The 22,188-nt window shown below is 47.4% G+C and carries 20 protein-coding genes; 16 read left to right on the top strand and 4 right to left on the bottom strand.

Annotated elements, in window-relative coordinates; genetic code table 11:
- The first annotated feature begins 26 nt into the window (after window positions 1-26).
- The 6 genes from ICN11_RS07425 to ICN11_RS07400 are packed head-to-tail and all read left to right on the top strand — an operon-like array spanning window position 27 to window position 6,809.
- On the top strand, window positions 27-866 hold the full coding sequence (locus ICN11_RS07425) for an HlyC/CorC family transporter (RefSeq protein WP_216229807.1): 840 nt from the start codon (window positions 27-29) through the stop codon (window positions 864-866).
- An 8-nt stretch (window positions 867-874) separates the two neighbouring features.
- Complete coding sequence (gene lnt / locus ICN11_RS07420) at window positions 875-2,398, top strand: apolipoprotein N-acyltransferase (protein WP_216863161.1); 1,524 nt, start codon at window positions 875-877, stop codon at window positions 2,396-2,398.
- Between the two features lie 60 nt (window positions 2,399-2,458).
- Window positions 2,459-3,343 carry a glycine--tRNA ligase subunit alpha gene (gene glyQ / locus ICN11_RS07415; protein ID WP_015422011.1) on the top strand — a complete coding sequence of 295 codons (885 nt, stop codon included), beginning with the start codon at window positions 2,459-2,461 and terminating at the stop codon, window positions 3,341-3,343.
- A gap of 16 nt (window positions 3,344-3,359) precedes the next feature.
- On the top strand, window positions 3,360-5,498 hold the full coding sequence (gene glyS / locus ICN11_RS07410; RefSeq protein WP_216229806.1) for a glycine--tRNA ligase subunit beta: 2,139 nt from the start codon (window positions 3,360-3,362) through the stop codon (window positions 5,496-5,498).
- The gene (gmhB, locus tag ICN11_RS07405; protein WP_216229805.1) at window positions 5,495-6,067 is read left to right on the top strand and encodes a D-glycero-beta-D-manno-heptose 1,7-bisphosphate 7-phosphatase; all 573 of its coding nucleotides are present in this window, start codon (window positions 5,495-5,497) and stop codon (window positions 6,065-6,067) included. The genes glyS and gmhB overlap by 4 nt, the downstream gene beginning before the upstream one ends.
- Before the next feature lie 7 nt (window positions 6,068-6,074).
- Window positions 6,075-6,809 carry a 1-acyl-sn-glycerol-3-phosphate acyltransferase gene (locus ICN11_RS07400; protein WP_216229804.1) on the top strand — a complete coding sequence of 245 codons (735 nt, stop codon included), beginning with the start codon at window positions 6,075-6,077 and terminating at the stop codon, window positions 6,807-6,809.
- A gap of 10 nt (window positions 6,810-6,819) precedes the next feature.
- Here the strand turns inward: ICN11_RS07400 and rsmA are convergent, their stop codons facing one another.
- Genes rsmA through ICN11_RS07380 form a run of 4 tightly spaced genes read right to left on the bottom strand, consistent with a single transcriptional unit; the run spans window position 6,820 to window position 12,590 of the window.
- Complete coding sequence (gene rsmA / locus ICN11_RS07395) at window positions 6,820-7,599, bottom strand: 16S rRNA (adenine(1518)-N(6)/adenine(1519)-N(6))-dimethyltransferase RsmA (protein WP_216229803.1); 780 nt, start codon at window positions 7,597-7,599, stop codon at window positions 6,820-6,822.
- Entirely contained in the window at window positions 7,596-8,624 is a 1,029-nt protein-coding gene (gene pdxA / locus ICN11_RS07390) for a 4-hydroxythreonine-4-phosphate dehydrogenase PdxA (protein ID WP_216229802.1), read from the bottom strand. Before pdxA ends, rsmA begins: the two co-directional genes overlap by 4 nt.
- Window positions 8,599-10,047, bottom strand: a complete 1,449-nt coding sequence (locus ICN11_RS07385; RefSeq protein WP_216229801.1) for a peptidylprolyl isomerase — start codon at window positions 10,045-10,047, stop codon at window positions 8,599-8,601. Before ICN11_RS07385 ends, pdxA begins: the two co-directional genes overlap by 26 nt.
- A complete protein-coding gene (locus tag ICN11_RS07380) occupies window positions 10,044-12,590 on the bottom strand; it encodes an LPS-assembly protein LptD (RefSeq protein WP_216229800.1) in 2,547 nt (848 codons plus the stop codon). Before ICN11_RS07380 ends, ICN11_RS07385 begins: the two co-directional genes overlap by 4 nt.
- A gap of 33 nt (window positions 12,591-12,623) precedes the next feature.
- On the opposite strand from ICN11_RS07380, the gene ICN11_RS07375 reads away from it, so the two are divergent.
- From ICN11_RS07375 to ruvB, 10 genes are all read left to right on the top strand, one after another.
- On the top strand, window positions 12,624-13,625 hold the full coding sequence (locus ICN11_RS07375; protein WP_216229799.1) for an aminoglycoside phosphotransferase family protein: 1,002 nt from the start codon (window positions 12,624-12,626) through the stop codon (window positions 13,623-13,625).
- Window positions 13,626-13,637: 12 nt separating this feature from the next.
- Window positions 13,638-14,354, top strand: coding sequence for an N-acetylmuramate alpha-1-phosphate uridylyltransferase MurU (gene murU / locus ICN11_RS07370; RefSeq protein WP_216229798.1), 717 nt, complete (start codon window positions 13,638-13,640; stop codon window positions 14,352-14,354).
- Window positions 14,347-15,717 (top strand): Xaa-Pro aminopeptidase, encoded by a 1,371-nt coding sequence (pepP, locus tag ICN11_RS07365; RefSeq protein ID WP_370623613.1) that lies wholly within the window; start codon window positions 14,347-14,349, stop codon window positions 15,715-15,717. The genes murU and pepP overlap by 8 nt, the downstream gene beginning before the upstream one ends.
- 10 nt (window positions 15,718-15,727) lie before the next feature.
- The gene (locus ICN11_RS07360; protein WP_216229796.1) at window positions 15,728-16,885 is read left to right on the top strand and encodes an FAD-dependent monooxygenase; all 1,158 of its coding nucleotides are present in this window, start codon (window positions 15,728-15,730) and stop codon (window positions 16,883-16,885) included.
- Window positions 16,886-17,035: 150 nt separating this feature from the next.
- A complete protein-coding gene (gene dusB / locus ICN11_RS07355; RefSeq protein ID WP_216229795.1) occupies window positions 17,036-18,052 on the top strand; it encodes a tRNA dihydrouridine synthase DusB in 1,017 nt (338 codons plus the stop codon).
- A 27-nt stretch (window positions 18,053-18,079) separates the two neighbouring features.
- Window positions 18,080-18,319, top strand: coding sequence for a helix-turn-helix domain-containing protein (locus ICN11_RS07350; protein ID WP_216229794.1), 240 nt, complete (start codon window positions 18,080-18,082; stop codon window positions 18,317-18,319).
- A gap of 48 nt (window positions 18,320-18,367) precedes the next feature.
- Complete coding sequence (purH, locus tag ICN11_RS07345; RefSeq protein ID WP_216229793.1) at window positions 18,368-19,948, top strand: bifunctional phosphoribosylaminoimidazolecarboxamide formyltransferase/IMP cyclohydrolase; 1,581 nt, start codon at window positions 18,368-18,370, stop codon at window positions 19,946-19,948.
- Window positions 19,949-19,954: 6 nt separating this feature from the next.
- A complete protein-coding gene (gene ruvC, locus ICN11_RS07340; RefSeq protein ID WP_216229792.1) occupies window positions 19,955-20,476 on the top strand; it encodes a crossover junction endodeoxyribonuclease RuvC in 522 nt (173 codons plus the stop codon).
- Window positions 20,477-20,502: 26 nt separating this feature from the next.
- Window positions 20,503-21,087 (top strand): Holliday junction branch migration protein RuvA, encoded by a 585-nt coding sequence (gene ruvA / locus ICN11_RS07335; RefSeq protein ID WP_216225528.1) that lies wholly within the window; start codon window positions 20,503-20,505, stop codon window positions 21,085-21,087.
- A gap of 31 nt (window positions 21,088-21,118) precedes the next feature.
- Complete coding sequence (gene ruvB, locus ICN11_RS07330; protein ID WP_216229791.1) at window positions 21,119-22,186, top strand: Holliday junction branch migration DNA helicase RuvB; 1,068 nt, start codon at window positions 21,119-21,121, stop codon at window positions 22,184-22,186.
- Window positions 22,187-22,188 lie beyond the last annotated feature (2 nt).

The raw sequence follows: 22,188 nt of genomic DNA, 5'->3' as shown, positions 1-22,188 counted from the left end.
ACTTATTTCTACGATATTCTTGCTATATGCCTGACCCCAATAAATCCCTTTTAGAACGCTTGGCCGATTTTTTAACGCCACAGCCAACCAGCCCAACAGAGCGTCGTCAAGAACTGATTGATACCCTCAGAGAAGCCCAAACAGAAGGCTTAATTGATGCAGATGCCCTCTCCATGATTGAGGGCGTATTCCAAGTGGGTCAATTGTCTGCTCGTGATATTTTGATTCCTAGAGCCCAGATTGACTGGATTGATATCAATCAACCCCTGTCAGAAATTATCAAGAGCGTGATTACTGCCGCTCACTCCCGCTTTCCTGTATTTGAGGGTAGCCGTGACAACGTCATTGGCACCTTGCTAGCAAAAGATTTATTGCGCCACTCGACTGAAAAAGATTTTCAAGTGCGTGACTGGCTTCGCCCCGCAGTATTTATTCCAGAATCTAAACGTTTAAGCGTTTTGCTGCGTGACTTCAAAGACAACCGCAATCACTTAGCGATTGTTGTAGATGAATACAGCGGCGTTGCAGGTGTAATTACGATTGAAGATGTACTAGAACAAATTGTTGGCGATATTGAAGATGAGCATGATATTGATGAAGAGGCAGATAACCTCATCTCTTTAGACAATGGTGATATCCGGGTTAAAGGCATCACTGAGCTCGAGCAATTTAACGAGACGCTAGGCACCCAATTCCATGATGACGATATTGAAACGGTTGCAGGCTTAGTCATTCAGCATCTTGGCCGAGTGCCAAAGATGGGTGAGTTAATTGAGATCAACGGAATTGAATTTGAGGTTCAGCGTGCTGACCCAAGACAGATTCACATCCTGCTTGCGCGACAACTCCCGAAAAAATCTTCCTGAGAATTACTTTGATTGATCGGCAATCAACAAGACTAAGCAATGGCGTCAATTTATTGGCGCTATTTTTTCTAGGGGCATTGCTGGCTGCTGCTGCAGAACTACCCCATGGTGGCTGGATACAAATCCCCATCTTGAGTTTAATTTGGTGGCGAATGGGTCGGCAATCCATTCCCTCCATTAAAAATCAATTTATTTCTGGAATGGCATTTGGCCTAGGTTACTTCGTTCTGGGTCTATGGTGGATCTACATTAGCCTGCATGACATAGGTGGAATGCATGCTGTGGTTTCTTGCTTAGCGGTATTTTTACTAGCCGCTGGTATGGCTTTATTTTTCTCTAGCGCCTCACTTTCCCTTTGCCTGCGTAGACGAAAATATCTAACAGGTCTAGTGCTAGCAGCCTCTTGGGTGCTCATTGAATACCTCCGTAGCGTAGTACTCACTGGCTTTCCTTGGATGGGATTTGCTGAAGCGCAATTCAATGGTCCATTCGCACCAGCGGCACCATTCTTCGGGGGCCTAGCCTGCACATTTTTAGCGGTGTGGATTTCTTGGGAGATTACGCAGCTAAGAAAAAATATTGTCTTTAGTTCTGCCTGCATTATTTCCGCTGTCGTACTTGCGCAACTCGCGGGCTTTTGGACTTTCACAAAACCGATTGGCGAGCCACTCAGCGTTCGTTTAATTCAGGGGAATTTTGAGCAAAGCCTGAAGTTCAACCCCAAAGCTATTGAAGAACAATTTAGTTTTTATACCAATGCCATTGAGAGCCAATCGGCCGATCTCATCATTACTCCAGAGACTGCTTACCCTTGGCCCCAGAGCAATCTTCCCAATGGTTTACTGGGATCTCTCCAACAGTTTTCCACGAATACCTCCAGCAATGTATTGCTTGGTGTCATTGGGGAGTCGCACGACTCCACCGAAGTGAAATACACCAACCGCGCCCTTGGACTTTCTCCCGGTACGCCAAGTTATCAATATGACAAGTCTCACTTGGTGCCTTTTGGGGAATTTATTCCACCTGGATTTCATTGGTTTGTGAATGCCTTCCATGTCCCCATGAGTGACTTTGCCCGTGGCAGATTAGATCAAGCCCCTTTCAGTATTGTTCGCCCAGGTAAAGATGCTATTCAGGCGGCGATCACTATTTGCTATGAAGATGTCTTTGGCGGGGAATTGGCCTCCCGAATTCATCGAAGCACTAAACCCGTCAACCTGTTGATTAATATGACTAATTTGGCCTGGTTTGGGGATTCCCAAGCACCAGCGCAACAATTACGTCTATCGCAGCTGCGCTCCCTGGAGACTGGACTGCCAGCTCTACGCGCCACAAATACGGGTATTACGGCAGCGCTTGGGCCAGACGGCAAGATCTTGTCTCAGTTAGGCGAATTTACCCAAGGTGTACTTAGCCTCAAGATTCAAGCCTACTCAGGCACAACCCCTTATGTGATTTGGGGAAATGCGCCTATTTTGAGCCTTTCTTGTCTCTTGCTTATCTTGGGTCTGATTCGCCAAAAACGAATCTAATCGCTATTTCATGGTTCACTAGCTTAGCCATGTAAAATCAAAGGCTTAGCCAGGTAAATCATGCTTACTTTTCAGCAAATTATTCTCAAACTCCAAGATTACTGGGACCAACAAGGTTGCGCCCTTTTGCAACCTATTGACCTTGAGGTCGGTGCCGGTACATCTCATACAGCTACTTTCTTGAGGGCCATTGGCCCTGAGCCATGGAAAGCCGCTTACGTCCAACCTTCGCGTAGACCAAAAGACGGTCGCTATGGAGAGAACCCAAATCGTTTGCAGCACTACTACCAGTACCAGGTAGTGCTTAAGCCTGCACCAGAAAACATTCTTGAGCTTTACTTAGGCTCACTTGCCGCCTTAGGTCTCGATCTCCAAAAGAACGATGTGCGTTTTGTTGAGGACGACTGGGAAAACCCAACCTTGGGCGCATGGGGCTTAGGCTGGGAAGTCTGGCTTAACGGCATGGAAGTAACGCAGTTCACCTATTTCCAGCAAGTTGGCGGCATTGACTGCAAACCTGTTCTGGGTGAGATCACTTACGGTATCGAACGCCTAGCGATGTACATCCAAAATTGCTCCAACGTATACGACCTTGTTTGGGCCGATGGCATCTCTTATGGTGATGTGTATCACCAGAATGAAGTGGAGCAGTCTTGCTACAACTTTGAACACTCCAATACTGACCTATTGTTTGCAAACTTCACTAATTACGAAAGTGAAGCCAAACGTTTGATGGAAGTGCCATTAGCATTGCCTGCCTATGAAATGGTACTCAAGGCTGGACATACTTTTAATTTACTGGATGCCCGTGGCGCCATCTCAGTGACCGAGCGCGCCGCCTATATTGGTCGTATCCGAAATCTGTCTCGCGCGGTAGCACAGGCTTACTTTGAGTCTCGTGAGAAGTTGGGATTCCCGATGTGCCAACGTCAATCCAAAGCCTAAGTAGCTCGATCTAATTATGAGTACACCGAATTCCCTCTCTCAATCAGACAATCTTCTGATTGAAGTATTTACCGAAGAGCTTCCACCGAAATCTTTGCGTCGCTTAGGCGATGCTTTTAGTGAGGGTATTTTTTCCACACTGCAGACCGCTGGCCTCTTAAGCGAAAACTCCGTTGCTGCAAGCTTTGCTACACCGCGTCGCCTTGCCGTTCAGGTAACTAATGTCTTAAGTCAAGCTCCAGACTATCCAGTTCGTGAAAAACTACTACCGACCAGCATTGCTTTTGATGCTGATGGAAAGCCGACTGCCCCACTACAAAAGAAATTGGCTTCCCTGGGTTACGCTGATATCGACCTCTCCACCTTAGAAAAATCCGGTGAAGGAAAAAATGAAGCACTGTATCTCAATGTCATCGCCAAAGGCGCAGCATTAGAACAAACTGCACAACAAGCTCTCGAGCAGACGCTGAGTAAATTGCCCATTGCCAAAATGATGCACTACCAAGTACTGCAGAAAAATGGTGAATTAGCAGATGTTGAATTTGCACGTCCTGCACACCGCATCATCGCTCTGCATGGCAAGCAAAAATTACATATCAGCGCACTGGGCATTGACGCAGAAAACCAAACAGAAGGTCATCGCTTTTTAGCTCCTGGCGTTATTACGATTGCCTCTGCAGATCAATATGAATCTGATCTCAGCACTAAAGCAAAAGTATTGCCAAGCTTTAACAAGCGTCGTGAATTTATCGAGTCCGCCCTATCAAAAGCTGCTGGCACTGATTTAGTGTTGATGCCTGAGAGTCTGTTAGATGAAGTGACCGCTTTAGTTGAGTGGCCAGCAATCTATGAGTGTCATTTTGATCAAGAATTCTTAGAGGTTCCACAAGAATGCTTGATTCTGACAATGCAGACTAATCAAAAATACTTTGCTTTGACTGACAGGCAAGGTAAGTTACGCAATCGTTTCCTCATTGTTTCTAATATTGAAACTGATAAGCCAGAAGCAATTATTTCCGGTAACGAGCGCGTAGTTCGCCCACGTCTATCTGATGCACGTTTCTTCTTTCAGCAAGATCAAAAACGCCCACTGGCATCCCGCGTAGCTGATCTTGGAAAAGTGGTTTATCACAATCAGCTCGGCAATCAACTGGACCGCACCAAGCGTGTTCAAGGAATTGCCGTAGGTATTGCCAAAGCTCTATCAGCTGATGAGGCGCTAGCTAGCCGTGCTGCTGAAATTGCTAAAACTGATTTGTTAACCGATATGGTTGGCGAGTTCCCAGAGCTTCAGGGGATCATGGGTCGCTACTATGCAACGCATGATGGCGAAAATGCCGAAGTAGCATCTGCTTGCAGCGAACATTACATGCCACGCTTTGCTGGTGATGCTTTGCCTCAAAGTCAAACTGGTACCATCCTAGCGATTGCAGACAAGCTTGAGACTCTCGTCGGTATTTGGGGTGTTGGTCTTGCGCCTACTGGTGATAAAGACCCCTATGCTCTACGTCGTCATGCTCTCGGAATCTGCCGTCTCTTGCTAGAAAAGAACCTTAGCCTAAGCCTGCCAGAATTAATTGAACTAGCACGCAAACAATTTCCGCAAAAAGACGTTCAAGAAAAAGCTAAAGCAGAAGATATTTACGCCTTCATCATTGATCGTCTCCGCGCTTACTTACGCGACCAAGCCGTTGCAGGTAAGCCGTTTACTACTGAAGAGATTGATGCCGTATTAAGTCAGTCACCAGCCCAGCTCAATGACTTAATTGATCGCTTAACTGCCTTACGTGAATTTAATGCCTTGGCAGAAGCTGCCCAGTTAGCTGCCGCCAATAAACGCATCAGCAATATCTTGAAAAAGAATGCTACTGCTATTCCGGTGAATTGCTCAAGCACGCTTTTGCAGCTTCCTGCCGAAATCGCACTGCATCAAGCGCTTGAGAAACTGACTCCAACACTGACAGCGGCTTACGAAAAACGTCAGTTCGTGGAACTATTGAAAGCACTCGTTGCTCTCAGCGCCCCAATTGATCAGTTCTTTGCCGATGTCATGGTGATGGATCCAAATCCAGAGTTGCGCGATAACCGCCTGGCTCTCCTGCAACAACTTCACCAGAAAATGAATCTCATTGCCGACCTCGGCAAATTAGCATGAGCATCAGCTCTTCTAAACTAATCATTCTTGATCGCGATGGCGTGATCAATGAAGATCGAGATGATTATGTGAAGTCGAGTGATGAGTGGATTCCGCTACCCGGCAGCCTTGAAGCAATTGCACTACTCAATCAAGCGGGCTATCAAATTGCCATAGCAACTAACCAGTCTGGTTTGGCGCGGGGCTATTTCAATATCAACGATCTCCATGCTATGCATGGCAAGATGGATAAACTACTCAAGCCTTTGGGTGGTCACATAGACAGCATTTTCTTCTGTCCGCATACCGATGCCAATGCATGCGATTGCCGCAAGCCGTTGCCAGGGATGATGAAAGAGATTGCCCTACGCTACAAAAAGAATCAGAGCGCCACACCGTTATTGGGGGTGCCAATTGTGGGCGACTCCTTACGTGACCTGCAAGCAGGTGTTGCTCTTGGCGCTAGCCCGCATTTAGTATTAACTGGCAAAGGCAGTAAAACTTTAGATAAAGGCGACCTCCCGGAAGGCACCCAGATTCATGCGGATTTGATGGCATTTGCGAATGCACTCTTACAAGATAAGGTTTAATGCAAATATGACTTTTATTCGCTCAGCTCTATTTACCCTCTTCTTGCTGATATTTACACCGATCTGGTCAATACTCTGCATCCTCGTTTTTCCATTCCTCAACCCCGAGAATCGCTATCGCTTTATTGGACTCTGGAATAAGGTTGTAATCTGGATCTTGCAGCCACTCTGTGGAATTCGTTACGAAATTCGTGGGATGGAAAACATGATGGCGGTTTTGGATAAACCCGTTGTTGTGCTGAGTAAACATCAATCTGCTTACGAAACCATTTTTTATATTGCCAAGCTTCCTAAGCAAGTCTGCTTTGTTTTCAAAAGAGAATTGCTCTGGATTCCTTTCTTTGGCTGGGCTTTAGCCTTACTCAAGATGATTCACATCAATCGCAATAGCAAAGAAACCGCCGCACTCTCAGTGGTCGGACAAGGCAAAAAGCGCTTAAGTGAAGGTAAATGGATTTTGTTGTTTCCGGAAGGCACCAGAACCCCCACGGGATCACATCAGCCTTACAGCAAAGGTGGCGCTAGGCTTGCGAGCGCTACTGAAGCACTCGTTATCCCAATTGCCCACAACGCGGGTCGTTGCTGGCCTAAGAACAGCTTTCTAAAGCAACCTGGAACAGTCATCTTCTCAATCGGCCCTGCCATTACCTCTGCCGGAAAAACTGGCGGGCAACTGCATCAAGAAGTGGAAAAGTGGATTGAAGCTGAAATGCGAGTGATTGATCCTACTGCCTACCAGTAGACCCGCAGGCTTACTGGGCTAAAGTTTTGGCCCACTCAATATAGCGCTCCACCGGAATATCCTGAGCGCGCGCTTTTAATTCTGATTCAGATAAAGACAATCGATCAGCAAAGGCTGATAAGTTAGTGCGCAGCATTTTTCTTCTTTGAGAAAACGCTGCTGCCACTACTTTTTCCAAAGCATGCCACTGCGCATCACTTAAATTGAAATCTCGTCGCGGAATCATACGCACTACAGCGGAATTAACTTTAGGCTGCGGATCAAAAGCTTCAGGCGGAACTTCTAAAACTTGCTCCATGTCGTAGCGAGCCTGCAGCATGACTGAAAGTCTGCTGAATTCAGAACCACCAGCCTTGGAGACCATGCGCTCGACGACTTCAGCCTGGAGCATAAATACCTGCTCATCAATTGCATGGGCAGCCGAAACGAGATGGAAGAGTAATGGCGAGGAGATGTTGTAAGGCAAGTTACCAACCACCTTACAAAGACCGCTGTTAGTTGGGCGTGCATTTGCCCATTCTAAGAAATCAAACTTGAGGGCATCACCTTCTATAACATTCAGACCCTTGAGATTTTCTTGATTCCAATACGCCACTAAATCTCGATCAATTTCCAAAAGATCGAGATGGTCCAAATTACTTAATAAAGGTCTTGTTAGAGCGCCAAGTCCGGGCCCAATTTCAATCACGTGCATATTTTCACTAGGATTGATGGCCGCAACGATGGAATAAATTACTCCAGAGTCTTGCAAAAAGTTTTGGCCAAATCGTTTACGGGCGCGATGCGTCATGTCTTGAGGCTCTTTACGTTCTTGATATTTACTGCTAATTGATAAGCCAGTCGCAAAGCCTCTAACATGCTGCCTGGATCAGCAAGGCCTTTACCTGCAATATCTAGCGCAGTGCCATGATCTACCGAGGTACGAATAATCGGCAACCCTAAGGTGACATTGACGCCCCCACCAAAGCTCACAAACTTGAATGGCGCCAGACCTTGATCGTGATACATCGCAATGAACGCATCTACACTACCCAAAGCCTTGGCATCAAACATTGTGTCACCTGGATAGGGTCCACTTACCTGAACACCTAAATTTTTTGCTGCTTTGATAGCTGGCGCAATCACCTCGATTTCTTCGCGCCCAAGATAACCCGATTCACCCGCATGAGGATTGAGGCCTGCCACCCGAATTACTGGCTTAGCAATACCAAATTTTGCCTGTAAGTCCTGATCGACAATCTGAATGGTTTCCAGAATATGCTGATAATTGAGCGCCCCTGGAACTGCACTTAAAGGCAGATGTGTTGTTACCAATGCCACCCGAAGATCACGACCTTTCTGTAGACCTAAAAAGCCTGCTGGTAATGCTGCGCACAACATCATGACAACATGCTCTTGATGGCAAAGCTTCGCTAGGTATTCAGTATGGCCAGTAAACACGCTATCGCTTGAGGCAGATCCCTCGTTGATAACACTCTTTTGTATTGGTGCAGTTACCATCGCGTCAAAACGACCATCTAGACATCCCTGAACAGCGTTACCCAAAATATTGAGAACATACTGCGCATTAGCGGGATTGAGCTGACCAGCAACAGCTGGGGAAGAAAGTGGTATCGATTCCACTTTCAATCGAGCTGATAATTCTTTGGGAATATCAAGCGCTGGAAATACACTGGGATCACCAAGCAAGGTAATCGTACTTGCAGGCTGCTCCTGCAAAAAAGCGAGTGCAGCTGCAGTAGAGACCTCTGGACCGACCCCTGCAGGCTCTCCAGAGCTAATGACTAAGTTAACGGGGGCTGGCTGCTGGATCATCTGCGTTAATGATCTTCACCGTAGCAGTGTCGCGTAGCTCACGTAACCAATCTTGATAAGCCTGCTCAAACTTGCGCTCACGAATTGCTGCGCGAGCAAATTGACGTTGCTTCTCTAGAGTTAACTGAGCCTCACGACGCTCAAGCACCTGAATTAAATGCCAACCAAATTCAGTCTTGACTGGATTGCTGACCTCGCCAATTTGTAAGCGGTTCATGGCTTGATCAAATTCAGGAACCAGGTCACCAGGACCCATCCAACCTAGGTTGCCACCGTTCGCAGCTGACCCATCCTCAGAATATTTTTTAGCCAACTCACCGAAATCAGCTGTCTTGGCGCGAACCTGATCACGGTAACCCGCGAGGCGTCTCTCGGCATCCTGGTCCGTTAAACCTGCACGGCTACGTAACAAAATGTGGCGTGACAAAGTTTGCGTCACCATAATATTTTGTGGGGTAGAGGCAGACTCTTGAGCTACAGCTTGCTGTGGCTCAGGTGCTCCAGCCACTAGCGCACGCCTGTCGAGCACCTTCAGTACGTGGTAACCAGCAGGACTTTTAACAACTGCGCCAGCGAGCTGTCCGCTACCAGTATTTCTAACGGCCTCGTAAAATAATTGCGGCAAACGATCGGGAGTGCGGTAACCCAACTCTTGGAACTTAATTTTTGGATTGTCTTTTGCAGCCATTGCACCCAATTGCAAGAAATCAACATCGCCGCGAGCTTCACGTAACAAGGATTCTGCTTTTTTCTTTGCGTCAGCTTGGGCTCCCGCACCTGCACCCGCATCGGCAGGAATAAAAATCTGTGCAACATCGATTTCTTCTGGTTCACCTTTTGCAGCTGGAGTTGAGCGCACTGGTTTTCCTCCACCAGCTACCGCACGATTCCGATCCGCGATGAAGTTATCAATTTCTGCATCAGAAATTTTTAACTTACCCTCTACTTCGCGCTCACGATAGCGGCTAATAATCACATCATCTCGCAACATTTGGCGATAGCGCTCATAAGTACTGCCTGTAGCGGAAATTTTTACCTTCAACTCAGCAACTGTTAATTTATTTTTGGCCGCAATATCGCCAATAATCTTGTCGAGCTCTTTATTGCTAACCGTAACGCCTTCTTGCTCAGCATTTTGCAGCTGGATCTTTTCGACAATGAGACGTTCAAGCACCGTCTTGCGTAGGGTCGCCGCATCAGGGAGTTTCGTCCCCTGCTTCTGTAAGGCAGCGATACGATCATCAATTTCTTTACGTGTCACATATCCGGTATTTACAACTGCAGCAACACCATCAATATTGCGAATTTTGCTATCACCCGCAGTCTTTGAACTATCTTGCGCAAATGCAGATGGAGACATAAAAGCAGCGCCAGCCAAAATCATGGCTGCAAGGGCTTGGTTAAATCGATTCCTACGCATCATTGATAGTTCTCATATATTGAAGGTGGTATAGGCTTGGAAGTAGGCATATATCCGGGAACATTAAGCTTCATGATATCAACTGGATTACTACCAGCACTACCAAAGCCCCTAAATTCTATTTGGAATAAAACCTGGGTGGTGGTTATTTGTGAGGTATTGAGCATTTGTGTGTAGGCCCCTCTAAAAGTCCAGCAATCCCGCATCCACTCCAAGGCCACCAGAGTATTGAGTGTTTTAGTGGTTAATGCGTCATAACCCCAACGACCCAAGACTGAAACCTCACGCGTAAGTGGCCACTGGCCTGAGACGTTGTATTGGTCAGTTGTCGTCTGCGCCAAGGTTGCTGGAGTAGGACCAAAAGCTTGTGTTGGCGGAGACCAAACGTTTCGATATCCAAAATTCAGGCTTCTACCTGGTGTAGGGCGCCAACTGCCGCCAACTGTTGTCTGAACAAATTTATTTAACTGCGTGTTGTACTGGCCAAACATATCTGCACTAAAGTTGCCAAGCAGACGGACCGAGGCTGATCCCAAAGTATCTGAGTAGGTTGTGGGGTTAGCAATATTGCCATTAAGGCCTACTTTTTGCCCTGTAAAAGATTGGCGCTGGGCAAGCGTTACATTTGCACGCTCAGCACCAGTACCCGCCTCAATCATGCGGCTAGTCAGACCCCCAGTTAATTTATTGTTATCGGCAATGCGGTCATTACCAATAAACGTATTTTCACTAAAGATTTGAGTTACACCAAAGCCTGCATCAGCCGTATCAAAGAGGGGTGTCAATGATTGGTTTTGATACGGGGTGTAGACATAGTAGGCTCTTGGCTCCATGGTGAGGAGCATGTCGCGCCCAAAGAAACCTTTTAATTCTGCTGCGTCTCTTTCAAAGGCAAGGCCTGAATCAAGGCTAAAAGTGGGGATAGTGAACCCCTGTACTGGAGGGGCGGCACCCAAGGGATTACTGCTGGTCACTGCCGCAGTGGCGGCGTAGGTATTGGACTGGAAGCTCACCTTAGGGGTGATGTAATAGCCAGGAGTAACCTGTGGCAAAGACATCGCGCCTTTAATTACAGTACGATCCGCCTGGCTATAGAGATAGCCTGCTGGAGCATAAGCAAGGTTGCTATTTACGTTGTAAGCAAAGCGGGTGTAATCCGTCGAGAAGGTCGTGACTGGCCCTGAGGGTAATGCCAAGTACCTACCACTAGCGTCTGAAACCGTTGGGGTTAATCGATTGGTATACGACGCATTGATATTTGGCAATACGTTGTACGGCGACTGAACCGGTGCAGTCAGGTCTGGCTGCAAGGTTTGAAAAGTCACCGCCTTTGCGGAAACAATCCAGTTACTCAAACTTCCAGTTAAATTCTTGGTTGTTCCAACTTCCTGACGAAACTGATTAGTTACAGCCCCCGCAATACTCTGAGAAAAGTCTGTGGGGTACAAGCTGTCTGAAACCCGTGACATATTGGCATAGCCTGTCCAAGCGCCCGCAATTGGAATCCCACCCATTCCCAGCAAAGCGCCACTAAAGTTCTGCCTCTGCTGCCAGTCGTAGCGCCAGCGATCAGTTCCAGTTTTACGGTCATAAGGAAGATAATCTCCACCCAAACTACCAGCGTATTGCTGATCCAAAAATTGATATTTAGCGCCCAGCTGAACACCCCGCTGGCCCATCACTCGCGGTATCAACAATAAATCGCGATTCGGAGCGATATTGACGTAGTAAGGCTGTGTTACATCAATACCATTGTTGGAGTTGTAACCTGCTACAGGGGCTAATATTCCAGAGCGGCGTTGATTTGATGTTGGCGCAGTAAAGTAAGGGACGTAAGCAATGGGCACATCAAAGAATCGCATGACACCATGCGTACCCACCATCTCTTTTTGCTCGTTATCAATCTCGAGTGTGCTTGCCGTGAAATACCAATCTAAATTTTCAGGAGTACAGGTTGTGTAGGTTGCGGTATCAAATACAAATACATCTGAAGTTTCGATTGTTAATTTTTTTGCATTACCACTAGCTCGGTTATCGCGCAGTTCGTAATTCGGAGCTTCCATTTCGCCTTCACGGGCATCGACCCTGAAGCGCGCCTTCGGCCCCTTAAAGGATGCGTTGCCTTTTGAAAACTCAGTATTGCCTGATAAATTCGCCACATCAGAATCAGGGTCGTATTTAATTTCATCCGCTTTAATCACGGCGCCATTGCGACGAATTTGTGCACGTCCTTTTAAGCGCATTTCACGATCGACGATTCCATCAATCGAATCACTAGAGGTAAACGTCAAAGCATTGCCGTCAGCGATAGGTTTACCAACCCGCAATTGATCATCCAACTTTAAGACGGTGACATCGCCACGATCAGGAATTAAAACGGAGTTGGCGGAGCTACCTAAGGACTGCGCAGTAGGGGGTAAAGGTGCGGGCGCTTGGGCAACACTTGGAAGCGGAAATTGCGACAATCCAACCCCCATCATTACGCGCAGGGTGACAGTTAAAAAAAGAGGGGCGCAAAGGCCGGCGCGACGGCGATAATGACTCATAGATCCAGACCCGCCTTATTATACGAATCGACCATGACTGACTCTCGCTTAAATACCCTCCGTAACTGGCTAAAAGGCCTTGAACCTAGTTGGCAATTAGATCTCCCCACTTTGGCCCCCGCCTCGGCAGACGCCAGCTTTCGACGGTATTTCCGGATTGAGTCCAAAAACCCGGATTTTCCAACTTTGATCGTGATGGATGCCCCGCCCCAACATGAACCCTTGGATGCCTTCATTCAGGTCGATTTATTGCTCGAAAATGCCGGCCTAAACGTTCCGAAAATTTTAGAAAAAAATGTGGCCGAAGGCTTTCTTTTACTCAATGATTTAGGCAATAAAACCTACCTGGCTGAACTCAATAATGAGAACGCTGATCATCTATACAAAGATGCAACTCATGCCTTAGTTCAAATGCAATTAGCAAGCAAACCGGAAGTGCTGCCAAACTATGATGAAGCACTCTTACAACGCGAGTTAGATTTATTTCCTGAGTGGTATTTAAAGAAGCATTTGCATATCGAGTTATCCGAGCTTCAACATACTCAAATCAAGCAAGCATTTGAACTCATTATTCAAAACAATCTTGCACAAGCAAAAGTCTATGTTCATCGTGACTACCACTCACGCAACTTGATGGTGACTGAAAACAATAATCCTGGGGTGATCGATTTTCAAGATGCGGTTTATGGCCCCATCACTTACGACGCAGCTTCACTCTGGCGTGATGCCTATATTGCATGGCCGGAAGAGCGCGTAATTGATTGGGTGATTAAATTTTGGGAAGAAGGTCGTCAAGCTGGTTTACCTATGCCAACTGATTTTGGTCAGTTCTATCGTGACTTTGAGTGGATGGGTTTACAACGCCATCTGAAAGTCTTAGGTATTTTTGCAAGACTGTTTCATCGCGATGGCAAAGATGGCTACCTCAAAGATATCCCATTGGTACTTGAGTATGCGATTGCCACTGCAAATCGCTATATCGAATTAAAACCCTTGGCACGCATATTAGAGTCGACGCGCCCCACTCAGGAATAACGGCAAACTGTCATGAATAAGCGCAATCTCATTCCATGCTTTTTACTGGCCGCTGGTCGAGGCGAGCGCATGCGTCCACTAACGGATGAATTGCCTAAGCCGCTCCTAACCATCAAAAATAAATCTTTATTAGCCTGGCATTTAGAAGCCTTGAGTGCGGCCGGCATTAAAGAAGTTGTAATTAACCATGCCTGGCTTGGCCACAAGATTGAGAAGGCTTTGGGCAACGGCAGCGAATTCGATCTCAACATCACCTACTCCCCAGAAACTAGCGCCCTAGAAACGGCAGGTGGGATTCGTAAGGCACTGCCTTTGCTCAACCCGAGCGATTATTTCCTGGTCATTAACGGGGATGTATTTAGCCCAAATCTACCGATTGAGCAGCTTTTGGAGCAAATCTCCAGTTTGCGAGGCATGCCAAATCAGCCTTTGGCACATCTTTTGATGGTTCCCAACCCGGTTCAGCACCTTGAGGGGGACTTTTATCTGAAGGGCTCCAAAGTGACTAATGAACCGCTGGATGGCGCTGAAAAACTCACTTTTTCCGGTATTGGGCTATATCACCGAGATCTTTTCCAAGATGTAGAGTTGGATGTACCCACTAAGTTAGCCCCACTCCTGAGAAGGGCGATGGCCGACAATAGAGTGTCCGGTGAAAAATATACCGGTCCGTGGCACGATGTAGGTACGCCCCAACGATTACAAGAGCTCAATGCAGCGCATGAATAAGTCCAATATTTACCAACAACGTCGGATTGAATTAGCAAAACTGATCTGCGCCAAAACTGGTGGAGGCATCGCCATCATTACTACGGCGCCAGAGACTTCCCGCAATAGGGACAGTGAATTTCCTTATCGTCACGATAGTGATTTTTTCTACCTCACTGGCTTTGAGGAACCGGGTGCAACACTGGTACTCAAGATTGCTGGATCAGCATCGCAAGCTCAACTGGAATCCCATCTTTTTTGCAGACCCAAAGATGCGGAGCGTGAAATTTGGGATGGCATTCGTTTAGGGCCAGATGCAGCACCTTCAATCTTAGGTGTGGAGTATGCGCATAGCAATCATGAATTAGATAAGAAGCTGGGTGAATTATTGGCGGATCAAGATGCTGTCTATATTCGCCTCTCAGAAAGTGCAGAGACAGATCGTCGCCTACGTCATTGGATGAAGCAAGTGCGAGCTCAGGCCCGTGCCGGGGTTAACCCACCTTCAGAGTTTCATGATGTAGAGAGTTTGATTCATGAAATGCGTCTCTTTAAAGATGCACATGAAATTGACATCATGCGTCGTGCTGCCCAAATTTCTGCGCGCGCCCACATTCGTGCAATGCAAGCCTGCAAACCTGGTATGCGTGAATATCATCTCGAAGCCGAACTTCTTCATGAGTTCCGCTATAGCGGTGCACAAAGCGTTGCATACAACAGCATTGTTGCTGGTGGTGCTAACTCCTGCATTCTGCATTACCGTGCCGGTGATACTGAACTTCGTAGCGGCGAACTCTGTTTAATAGATGCAGGCTGCGAACTAGATGGCTATGCTTCCGACATTACTCGTACATTCCCAGTGAATGGCAAGTTCACAGGGGCGCAACGCGCGCTCTACGACATCACGCTAGCTTCGCAAGAAGCAGCTATTGCAGCAACTAAGCCTGGCAATACATTTATGCAGCCACATGAAGCTGCACTCAAGGTGCTAACACAAGGATTGCTTGATGAGAAGCTTCTCAAGCTATCTGAATTAGGCTCGCTAGATAATGCGATTGAGACTGGCGCTTACCGTCGTTTCTATATGCACCGTACCTCACACTGGTTAGGTATGGATGTACATGATGTTGGCTCCTATCGTGAACCCCTAAGCACATCAACAGACTCTTCAGAAAAACCATGGCGCCTTCTCAAGCCAGGCATGGTCCTCACTATTGAGCCAGGCTTGTATGTCCGTCCGGCAGATGATGTGGATGAACGCTTTTGGAATATCGGCATTCGCATTGAGGATGATGCCGTTGTCAACGACTCTGGATGTGAATTGATTTCTCGCGGCGTACCAGTCAAAGCCGATGAAATCGAAGCGCTGATGAAAAATAATTAAATTGCCAAGCATGTCAGCAAAAATTTTTGATATTGCGATTCAGGGTGGCGGGCCAGTTGGTTTAGCCTGCGCAGCATGGTGCTTACAAAAGTTTCCAGAAGCCAAGATTGCGTTACTCGATCGCAACCCTGTTGATGATGCCGATTTAGCTGCCGCCGACAGCAGAGGCATTGCTTTATCGCACGGTAGCAAACTCTTGCTCGACACCATTAATGCATGGCCTACCGAATGTGCCGATATTCATCGAGTCCATGTGTCACAAGCGGGTCGCTTTGGCCGCGCCCTCATGACTCGCGAGGAGCTTGGACAAGATGCTTTAGGTCACATCATTCGCTATCGCGATATTCACCTGACATTGCGCAAAGCTTTAAGAGCCATCCAAAAAAAAAGTCCGAATTTTGTTTGGCAGCATATCGATGCACAAGCAGACACATCAAACATTCAAGCCAAATGTGTAGTTCATGCTGAAGGTGGTTTATTTAAAACTCAGGATTGGGTAGAGTCTGGTCGAGACTACGAGCAATCCGCTTTGGTTGGCTTAGTTGAGGTCGAGAATGCTGCGCCCTATCAAGCATGGGAGCGATTTACCTCTGAAGGACCTTTGGCAGTTTTGCCAAGTCACTATGGTTCCAACATCCTGAATCTGGTTTGGTGTGGAACCCCAAGTTCCTCACAAGCACGTCTCGCTTTAAGTGATGCTGAATTTCTGAAAAGTCTGCAAGCCGAGTTCGGCTCACGAATTGGACAGTTCCTCAAAATCCAAGACCGCCGCCTCTATGAGTTGGGGCTTAATTACCGCAAGGAAATTACTCAGGGAAATGAAGTTTGGATCGGCAATGCTGCACAGACTTTGCATCCCGTTGCAGGACAGGGCCTCAACCTTGGATTAAGGGATGCCTATCTCTTGGCCGAAAAACTGAGTGCCTTATTCTCGAAGCCTGAAGATCAAAAAACGCCTCTAGCCATTGAAAATACCCTGCAGGACTACGCTCAAAGCCGTAAGGCCGACCGGTCTGCCACCATTGGCTTAACCGACTTCATGGCCAGAATCTTCACTTCCAATCTACTGCCCATCGTGATCGGTCGTGGATTGGCTTTATCGGCCCTCCAATGGCTCCCATCAGTTAAAACAGCCTTAGCTCGCCAGATGATGTTTGGCAGGCGCTAAGAGGCTTAAAGAGCCCCCCAAATCCAAGCATTAGTCGTTTGATCTAAATCACGGAATCTGCCTATTTTTTAGGCAGATTTGGGCTGACTTGTGCTAAAGTGACACCCTTTCCCAAGCGCTTGAAGCCCTCCAGAACCCAGTCCGAAACAGATGAAAATTGGCCCACACCTGCTCGCAAATAGATTATTTGTTGCCCCGATGGCTGGGGTAACGGATCGTCCATTTCGCCAGCTTTGCAAAAAGCTTGGTGCCGGTTATGCCGTATCTGAAATGATTGCCTCAAACGCATTGCTGTGGAAGAGTGAAAAAACCCAGCGTCGCGCTAATCATCAAGGTGAATTTAAGCCAATCGCAGTCCAAATCGCTGGCGCCGATCCGAAGATGATGGCTGCTGCAGCCAAACTGAATGTCGATCATGGCGCACAAATCATTGATATCAATATGGGTTGCCCAGCCAAAAAGGTTTGTAATGTTGCAGCTGGTTCTGCGCTATTGAGAGACGAGCCTTTAGTGCAACAAATTTTAGAAGCTGTAGTTCAGGCTGTAGGTGTAGGACCTGATGCAGTTCCGGTGACATTAAAGATTCGGACAGGCTGGGATCGCGAACATAAAAATGCGATTGACATTGCACGTCTCGCTGAAAAATCTGGCATCTCCATGTTGACGGTTCACGGTCGCACGCGAGCTGACCTGTATCACGGCGAAGCGGAATATGAAACTATTACAGCAGTAAAAAATAGCGTTGCCATTCCGGTGGTTGCTAACGGTGATATCACCACTCCAGAAAAAGCAGAATTTGTTTTAAAAGAAACTGGTGCCGATGCCATCATGATTGGCCGTGCCGCTCAAGGACGCCCTTGGATCTTTCGTGAGATCAATCACTTTCTGGAAACGGGTGGCAAATTACCGACACCGCAGATTGATGAGATTCAAGAGATCATGAACGCCCATCTGATTGATCACTATGAGTTCTATGGCGAATATGTCGGCTTGCGCACAGCGCGTAAGCATATCGGTTGGTATTGCAAAGGCTTGCGTGACTCCCATGCCTTCTGCCAAAGAATGAATACTGCCGATGATTGCAAAACCCAATTACAGATGGTGAATGATTTTTTCAATGAAATGAAATCCCACTCTGATCGTTTGTTATTTTTAGAAGCAGCCTAAATTTAGTTTTAGTTATTTAATTTATCCATGACCAATAAGCACCCTATCACTGAATGTATTGAGACCCAACTCCAACGTTATTTGGATGATCTCAAAGGAACACCCCCATCTGACCTGTACCAAATGGTTCTCGCAGTAGTCGAAAAGCCGATGCTCGAATTGGTGATGCAGCACGCAAAGCAAAATCAATCATTGGCTGCCCAGTACCTTGGTATCAACCGTAATACGCTGCACAAGAAATTAGCTGAACACCAGCTCCTGAAATAAGCCAGACCCTATTTGCAAATTCTTTATTAATTAATCCTTCTGAAAAATATGATCCGTACAGCCCTACTCTCTGTTTCCGATAAAAATGGCATTGTGCCGTTTGCCAAATCCCTTCATGAGCAAGGCGTCAAGCTGATCTCTACTGGCGGTACCGCAAAACTCTTAGCTGAAAACAATTTGCCTGTAGTGGAGGTGTCTTCACTCACTAAGTTTCCAGAGATGCTGGATGGTCGTGTAAAGACATTGCACCCCATGGTGCATGGCGGTTTATTGGCTCGCAGGGATTTTCCTGAGCATATGGCAGCTTTGAAAGAGCATGGTATCGATACGATTGATATGCTCGTGATCAACCTCTACCCATTTAATGAGACAGTTGCTAAATCGGATTGCTCATTTGAAGATGCCGTTGAGAACATTGATATTGGTGGTCCAGCGATGTTGCGTGCAGCTGCCAAGAATCACCAAGATGTGACCGTACTCATTTCTCCAGAAGATTACGCGCCCGTACTCGAAGAAATGAAAACCAATAAGAACGTAGTTTCTTATAAGACCAATTTGGGTCTGGCCAAGAAAGTATTTGCTCATACCGCCCAATACGATGGCGCGATTGCAAATTATTTATCTGCGTTAGGCGATGACCTCGATCACAAGAAACGTTCCGCCTATCCAGAAACGCTGCACCTTGCCTTTGAAAAAGTACAAGAGATGCGTTATGGCGAGAACCCACACCAATCGGCAGCTTTCTACAAAGATATCTACCCAGTCGATGGCGCGCTTGCCAACTACAAACAATTGCAAGGTAAAGAGCTCTCCTACAACAACATTGCTGATGCTGACTCTGCCTGGGAATGTGTCAAAAGCTTCACCGGCAATGCTGGCGGTGCTGCAGCGTGCGTCATCATCAAGCATGCCAACCCTTGCGGCGTAGCGGTTGCTGCCAACGCCCTCGAGGCGTATCAAAAGGCATTCAAAACAGATCCAAGCTCAGCCTTTGGCGGCATTATTGCCTTCAATGTGCCATGTGATGGCGCTGCAGCCGAAGCGATTTCTAAGCAGTTTGTAGAGGTATTGATTGCACCAAGCTTTAGCGCTGAAGCCAAAGCGATTTTTGCTGCCAAGCAAAACGTGCGTCTCTTAGAAATTCCTCTAGGCACCGCATTTAATACTTTTGACTTCAAACGCGTTGGCGGTGGCTTGCTCGTTCAGTCTCCAGATGCGAAGAACGTCCTTGAAAACGAAATGCGCGTTGTGAGCAAGCGCCTACCAACCCCAAGCGAAATGCACGACATGATGTTTGCATGGCGTGTTGCGAAGTTCGTCAAATCCAACGCGATTGTGTATTGCGCTAACGGTATGACTCTCGGCATTGGTGCTGGCCAAATGAGCCGCGTAGACTCTGCGCGCATGGCAAGCATTAAGGCCGAGAACGCAGGCTTAAGCCTCAAAGGTTCTGCAGTGGCAAGTGATGCCTTCTTCCCATTCCGCGATGGCTTGGATGTCGTTGTAAATGGTGGCGCAAGCTGCGCTATCCAGCCTGGTGGCAGCATGCGTGATGATGAAATCATTGCAGCAGCTGATGAGCACGGCATTGCCATGATCTTTACTGGCACACGTCACTTCCGTCACTAAGCACCTATGCGCTGGATAGGAATCGACCCAGGTCTACGAACAACCGGTTTTGGTGTCATTGATGTTGATGGCCAAAAACTGAGTTACGTAGCCTCTGGAACGATTGAAAGTGGTGATCCAGACCAAGGCCTTCCTGTGAGATTGGGGATCTTGTACGCCGGCATTAAAGAAGTTCTGGAGACCTACCACCCAGAACAAGCAGCTATTGAGGAAGTATTCCTAAACGTCAATCCTCGCTCTACCCTGATGCTAGGTCAGGCCCGAGGCGCAGTGATTGCAGCCCTAGTGTCCGACAAACTCCCGGTTGCAGAGTTCAGCGCACTCAGAGTAAAGCAGTCCATCGTAGGAACCGGTAGAGCTACTAAGCCCCAAGTTCAAGAAATGGTGAAGCGCTTGCTGCGTCTAAGTCGCGCCCCTGGAACGGATGCGGCCGATGCTTTGGGAGTGGCGATTTGCGCTGCGCATCATGCCCAAATTCCGAAAGCAATTACTGCTGCTCTTGCACCCAAAAAGACTAGCAAGAAATAACAATGCAAACAGGTTAAGATCTTTACATGATTGGTCGCATACAAGGCATTCTCGTTTCAGTTCACCCCCCTCGCCTCTTGGTAGATTGCCAAGGCGTTGGCTATGAGATCGATGTACCAATGAGCACCCTGTATCAACTCCCAGAGACTAATCAAAAAATTACGCTTCTCACGCACTTTCAAGTTCGTGAAGATGCGCAACAGCTCTTCGGCTTTGCCACTGAAATAGAGCGTGAAGCATTTAGACAACTGATCAAGATTAGCGGCGTCGGTTCACGCACTGCCCTTGCCGTACTTTCTGGTATGAGCGTTAACGAATTGGCCCAGGCAATTGCCATGCAAGAAGCAGGACGCCTTACTCAAGTCCCCGGCATTGGTAAAAAGACTGCTGAACGCCTTTGCCTTGAGCTCAAAGGAAAGTTGGCCCCAGATTTAGGAATTGTGGGTGGCAAACCCCAGGCGATTGAAGCAAGCAGCGAAGTATTGCAGGCTCTCTTGGCGCTGGGTTATTCAGAAAAAGAAGCGCATCTTGCCCTCAAACAAATACCGCCTGACACCACAGTTTCAGACGGCATCCGCATGGGCCTGAAATACCTCTCGAAGTCTTCATAACTAGTCACCTAAACACCACTACACTTGCAGTATGGCAATCCACACAGAAGATCTCAGCTCAATTCCAGAAGACTTACCGGAAGGTAATGACCGCATCGTTAGCGGTTCAGCCGGCAACTCAGAGGCCATCTTTGAAAGAGCCTTGCGCCCAAAGCAACTTGATGAGTACGTTGGCCAAACGAAGGCTCGAGCCCAATTAGAAATCTTTATTACTGCAACTCGAGCTCGTCAAGAAGCTCTAGATCACGTTCTCTTGTTTGGCCCTCCAGGTCTTGGTAAAACCACCTTAGCCCACATCATTGCAAGAGAGCTTGGCGTGAACTTACGCCAAACTAGCGGCCCCGTTCTCGATAGACCTGGTGACCTCGCGGCTTTACTGACTAATTTAGAAGCAAACGATGTGCTCTTTATTGATGAGATTCATCGCCTCTCTCCTGTAGTCGAAGAAATTCTGTATCCAGCACTAGAGGATTACAGCCTAGACATCATGATTGGCGAAGGTCCTGCAGCACGTAGTGTCAAGATTGATCTCAAGCCATTTACTTTGATTGGCGCAACCACGCGTGCCGGCATGCTGACCAATCCACTGCGCGATCGCTTTGGCATTGTGGCAAGACTGGAGTTCTACACCACTGAAGAGCTCACCAAAATCATTACGCGCTCTGCCAGCCTACTCAAAGCCGATATTGACCCAGAGGGATCAATTGAGATTGCGAAGCGCGCTAGAGGCACCCCACGTATTGCTAATCGCCTATTACGTCGAGTGCGCGATTATGCCGAGGTCAAAGGTACCGGCACCATTACTAAAGAAATGGCGGACGCAGCATTGAAGATGCTTGATGTCGACCCAAGTGGTTTTGATGTAATGGACAGAAAATTACTAGAAGCCATCTTGCATAAGTTTGATGGTGGTCCGGTAGGCATTGATAACTTGGCTGCGGCAATTGGCGAAGAGCGCGACACCATTGAGGATGTATTGGAGCCCTACCTAATTCAACAAGGCTATCTACAAAGAACCTCTAGAGGGAGAGTGGCGACGCGTCAGGCTTATGAGCACTTTGGCCTCACGCCACCAAGCAACTCTGCAATAGAGTCTTAAGA

The sequence above is a fragment of the Polynucleobacter sp. 78F-HAINBA genome (assembly GCF_018882325.1).
In the GTDB taxonomy this organism is placed as follows: Bacteria; Pseudomonadota; Gammaproteobacteria; order Burkholderiales; family Burkholderiaceae; genus Polynucleobacter.
The sequence above is the reverse complement of the archived record's forward strand: the minus strand, read 5'-3'. Positions and strand labels throughout refer to the sequence as shown.

Excerpts from the sequence above, each read along its gene's own strand:
- ICN11_RS07425 (WP_216229807.1), top strand. The coding sequence starts at position 27 with ATGCCTGACCCCAATAAATCCCTTTTAGAACGCTTGGCCGATTTTTTA.
- glyQ (WP_015422011.1), top strand. The coding sequence starts at position 2,459 with ATGCTTACTTTTCAGCAAATTATTCTCAAACTCCAAGATTACTGGGAC.
- glyS (WP_216229806.1), top strand. The coding sequence starts at position 3,360 with ATGAGTACACCGAATTCCCTCTCTCAATCAGACAATCTTCTGATTGAA.
- gmhB (WP_216229805.1), top strand. The coding sequence starts at position 5,495 with ATGAGCATCAGCTCTTCTAAACTAATCATTCTTGATCGCGATGGCGTG.
- ICN11_RS07400 (WP_216229804.1), top strand. The coding sequence starts at position 6,075 with ATGACTTTTATTCGCTCAGCTCTATTTACCCTCTTCTTGCTGATATTT.
- rsmA (WP_216229803.1), bottom strand. The coding sequence starts at position 7,599 with ATGACGCATCGCGCCCGTAAACGATTTGGCCAAAACTTTTTGCAAGAC.
- pdxA (WP_216229802.1), bottom strand. The coding sequence starts at position 8,624 with ATGATCCAGCAGCCAGCCCCCGTTAACTTAGTCATTAGCTCTGGAGAG.
- ICN11_RS07385 (WP_216229801.1), bottom strand. The coding sequence starts at position 10,047 with ATGATGCGTAGGAATCGATTTAACCAAGCCCTTGCAGCCATGATTTTG.
- ICN11_RS07380 (WP_216229800.1), bottom strand. The coding sequence starts at position 12,590 with ATGAGTCATTATCGCCGTCGCGCCGGCCTTTGCGCCCCTCTTTTTTTA.
- ICN11_RS07375 (WP_216229799.1), top strand. The coding sequence starts at position 12,624 with ATGACTGACTCTCGCTTAAATACCCTCCGTAACTGGCTAAAAGGCCTT.
- murU (WP_216229798.1), top strand. The coding sequence starts at position 13,638 with ATGAATAAGCGCAATCTCATTCCATGCTTTTTACTGGCCGCTGGTCGA.
- pepP (WP_370623613.1), top strand. The coding sequence starts at position 14,347 with ATGAATAAGTCCAATATTTACCAACAACGTCGGATTGAATTAGCAAAA.
- ICN11_RS07360 (WP_216229796.1), top strand. The coding sequence starts at position 15,728 with ATGTCAGCAAAAATTTTTGATATTGCGATTCAGGGTGGCGGGCCAGTT.
- dusB (WP_216229795.1), top strand. The coding sequence starts at position 17,036 with ATGAAAATTGGCCCACACCTGCTCGCAAATAGATTATTTGTTGCCCCG.
- ICN11_RS07350 (WP_216229794.1), top strand. The coding sequence starts at position 18,080 with ATGACCAATAAGCACCCTATCACTGAATGTATTGAGACCCAACTCCAA.
- purH (WP_216229793.1), top strand. The coding sequence starts at position 18,368 with ATGATCCGTACAGCCCTACTCTCTGTTTCCGATAAAAATGGCATTGTG.
- ruvC (WP_216229792.1), top strand. The coding sequence starts at position 19,955 with ATGCGCTGGATAGGAATCGACCCAGGTCTACGAACAACCGGTTTTGGT.
- ruvA (WP_216225528.1), top strand. The coding sequence starts at position 20,503 with ATGATTGGTCGCATACAAGGCATTCTCGTTTCAGTTCACCCCCCTCGC.
- ruvB (WP_216229791.1), top strand. The coding sequence starts at position 21,119 with ATGGCAATCCACACAGAAGATCTCAGCTCAATTCCAGAAGACTTACCG.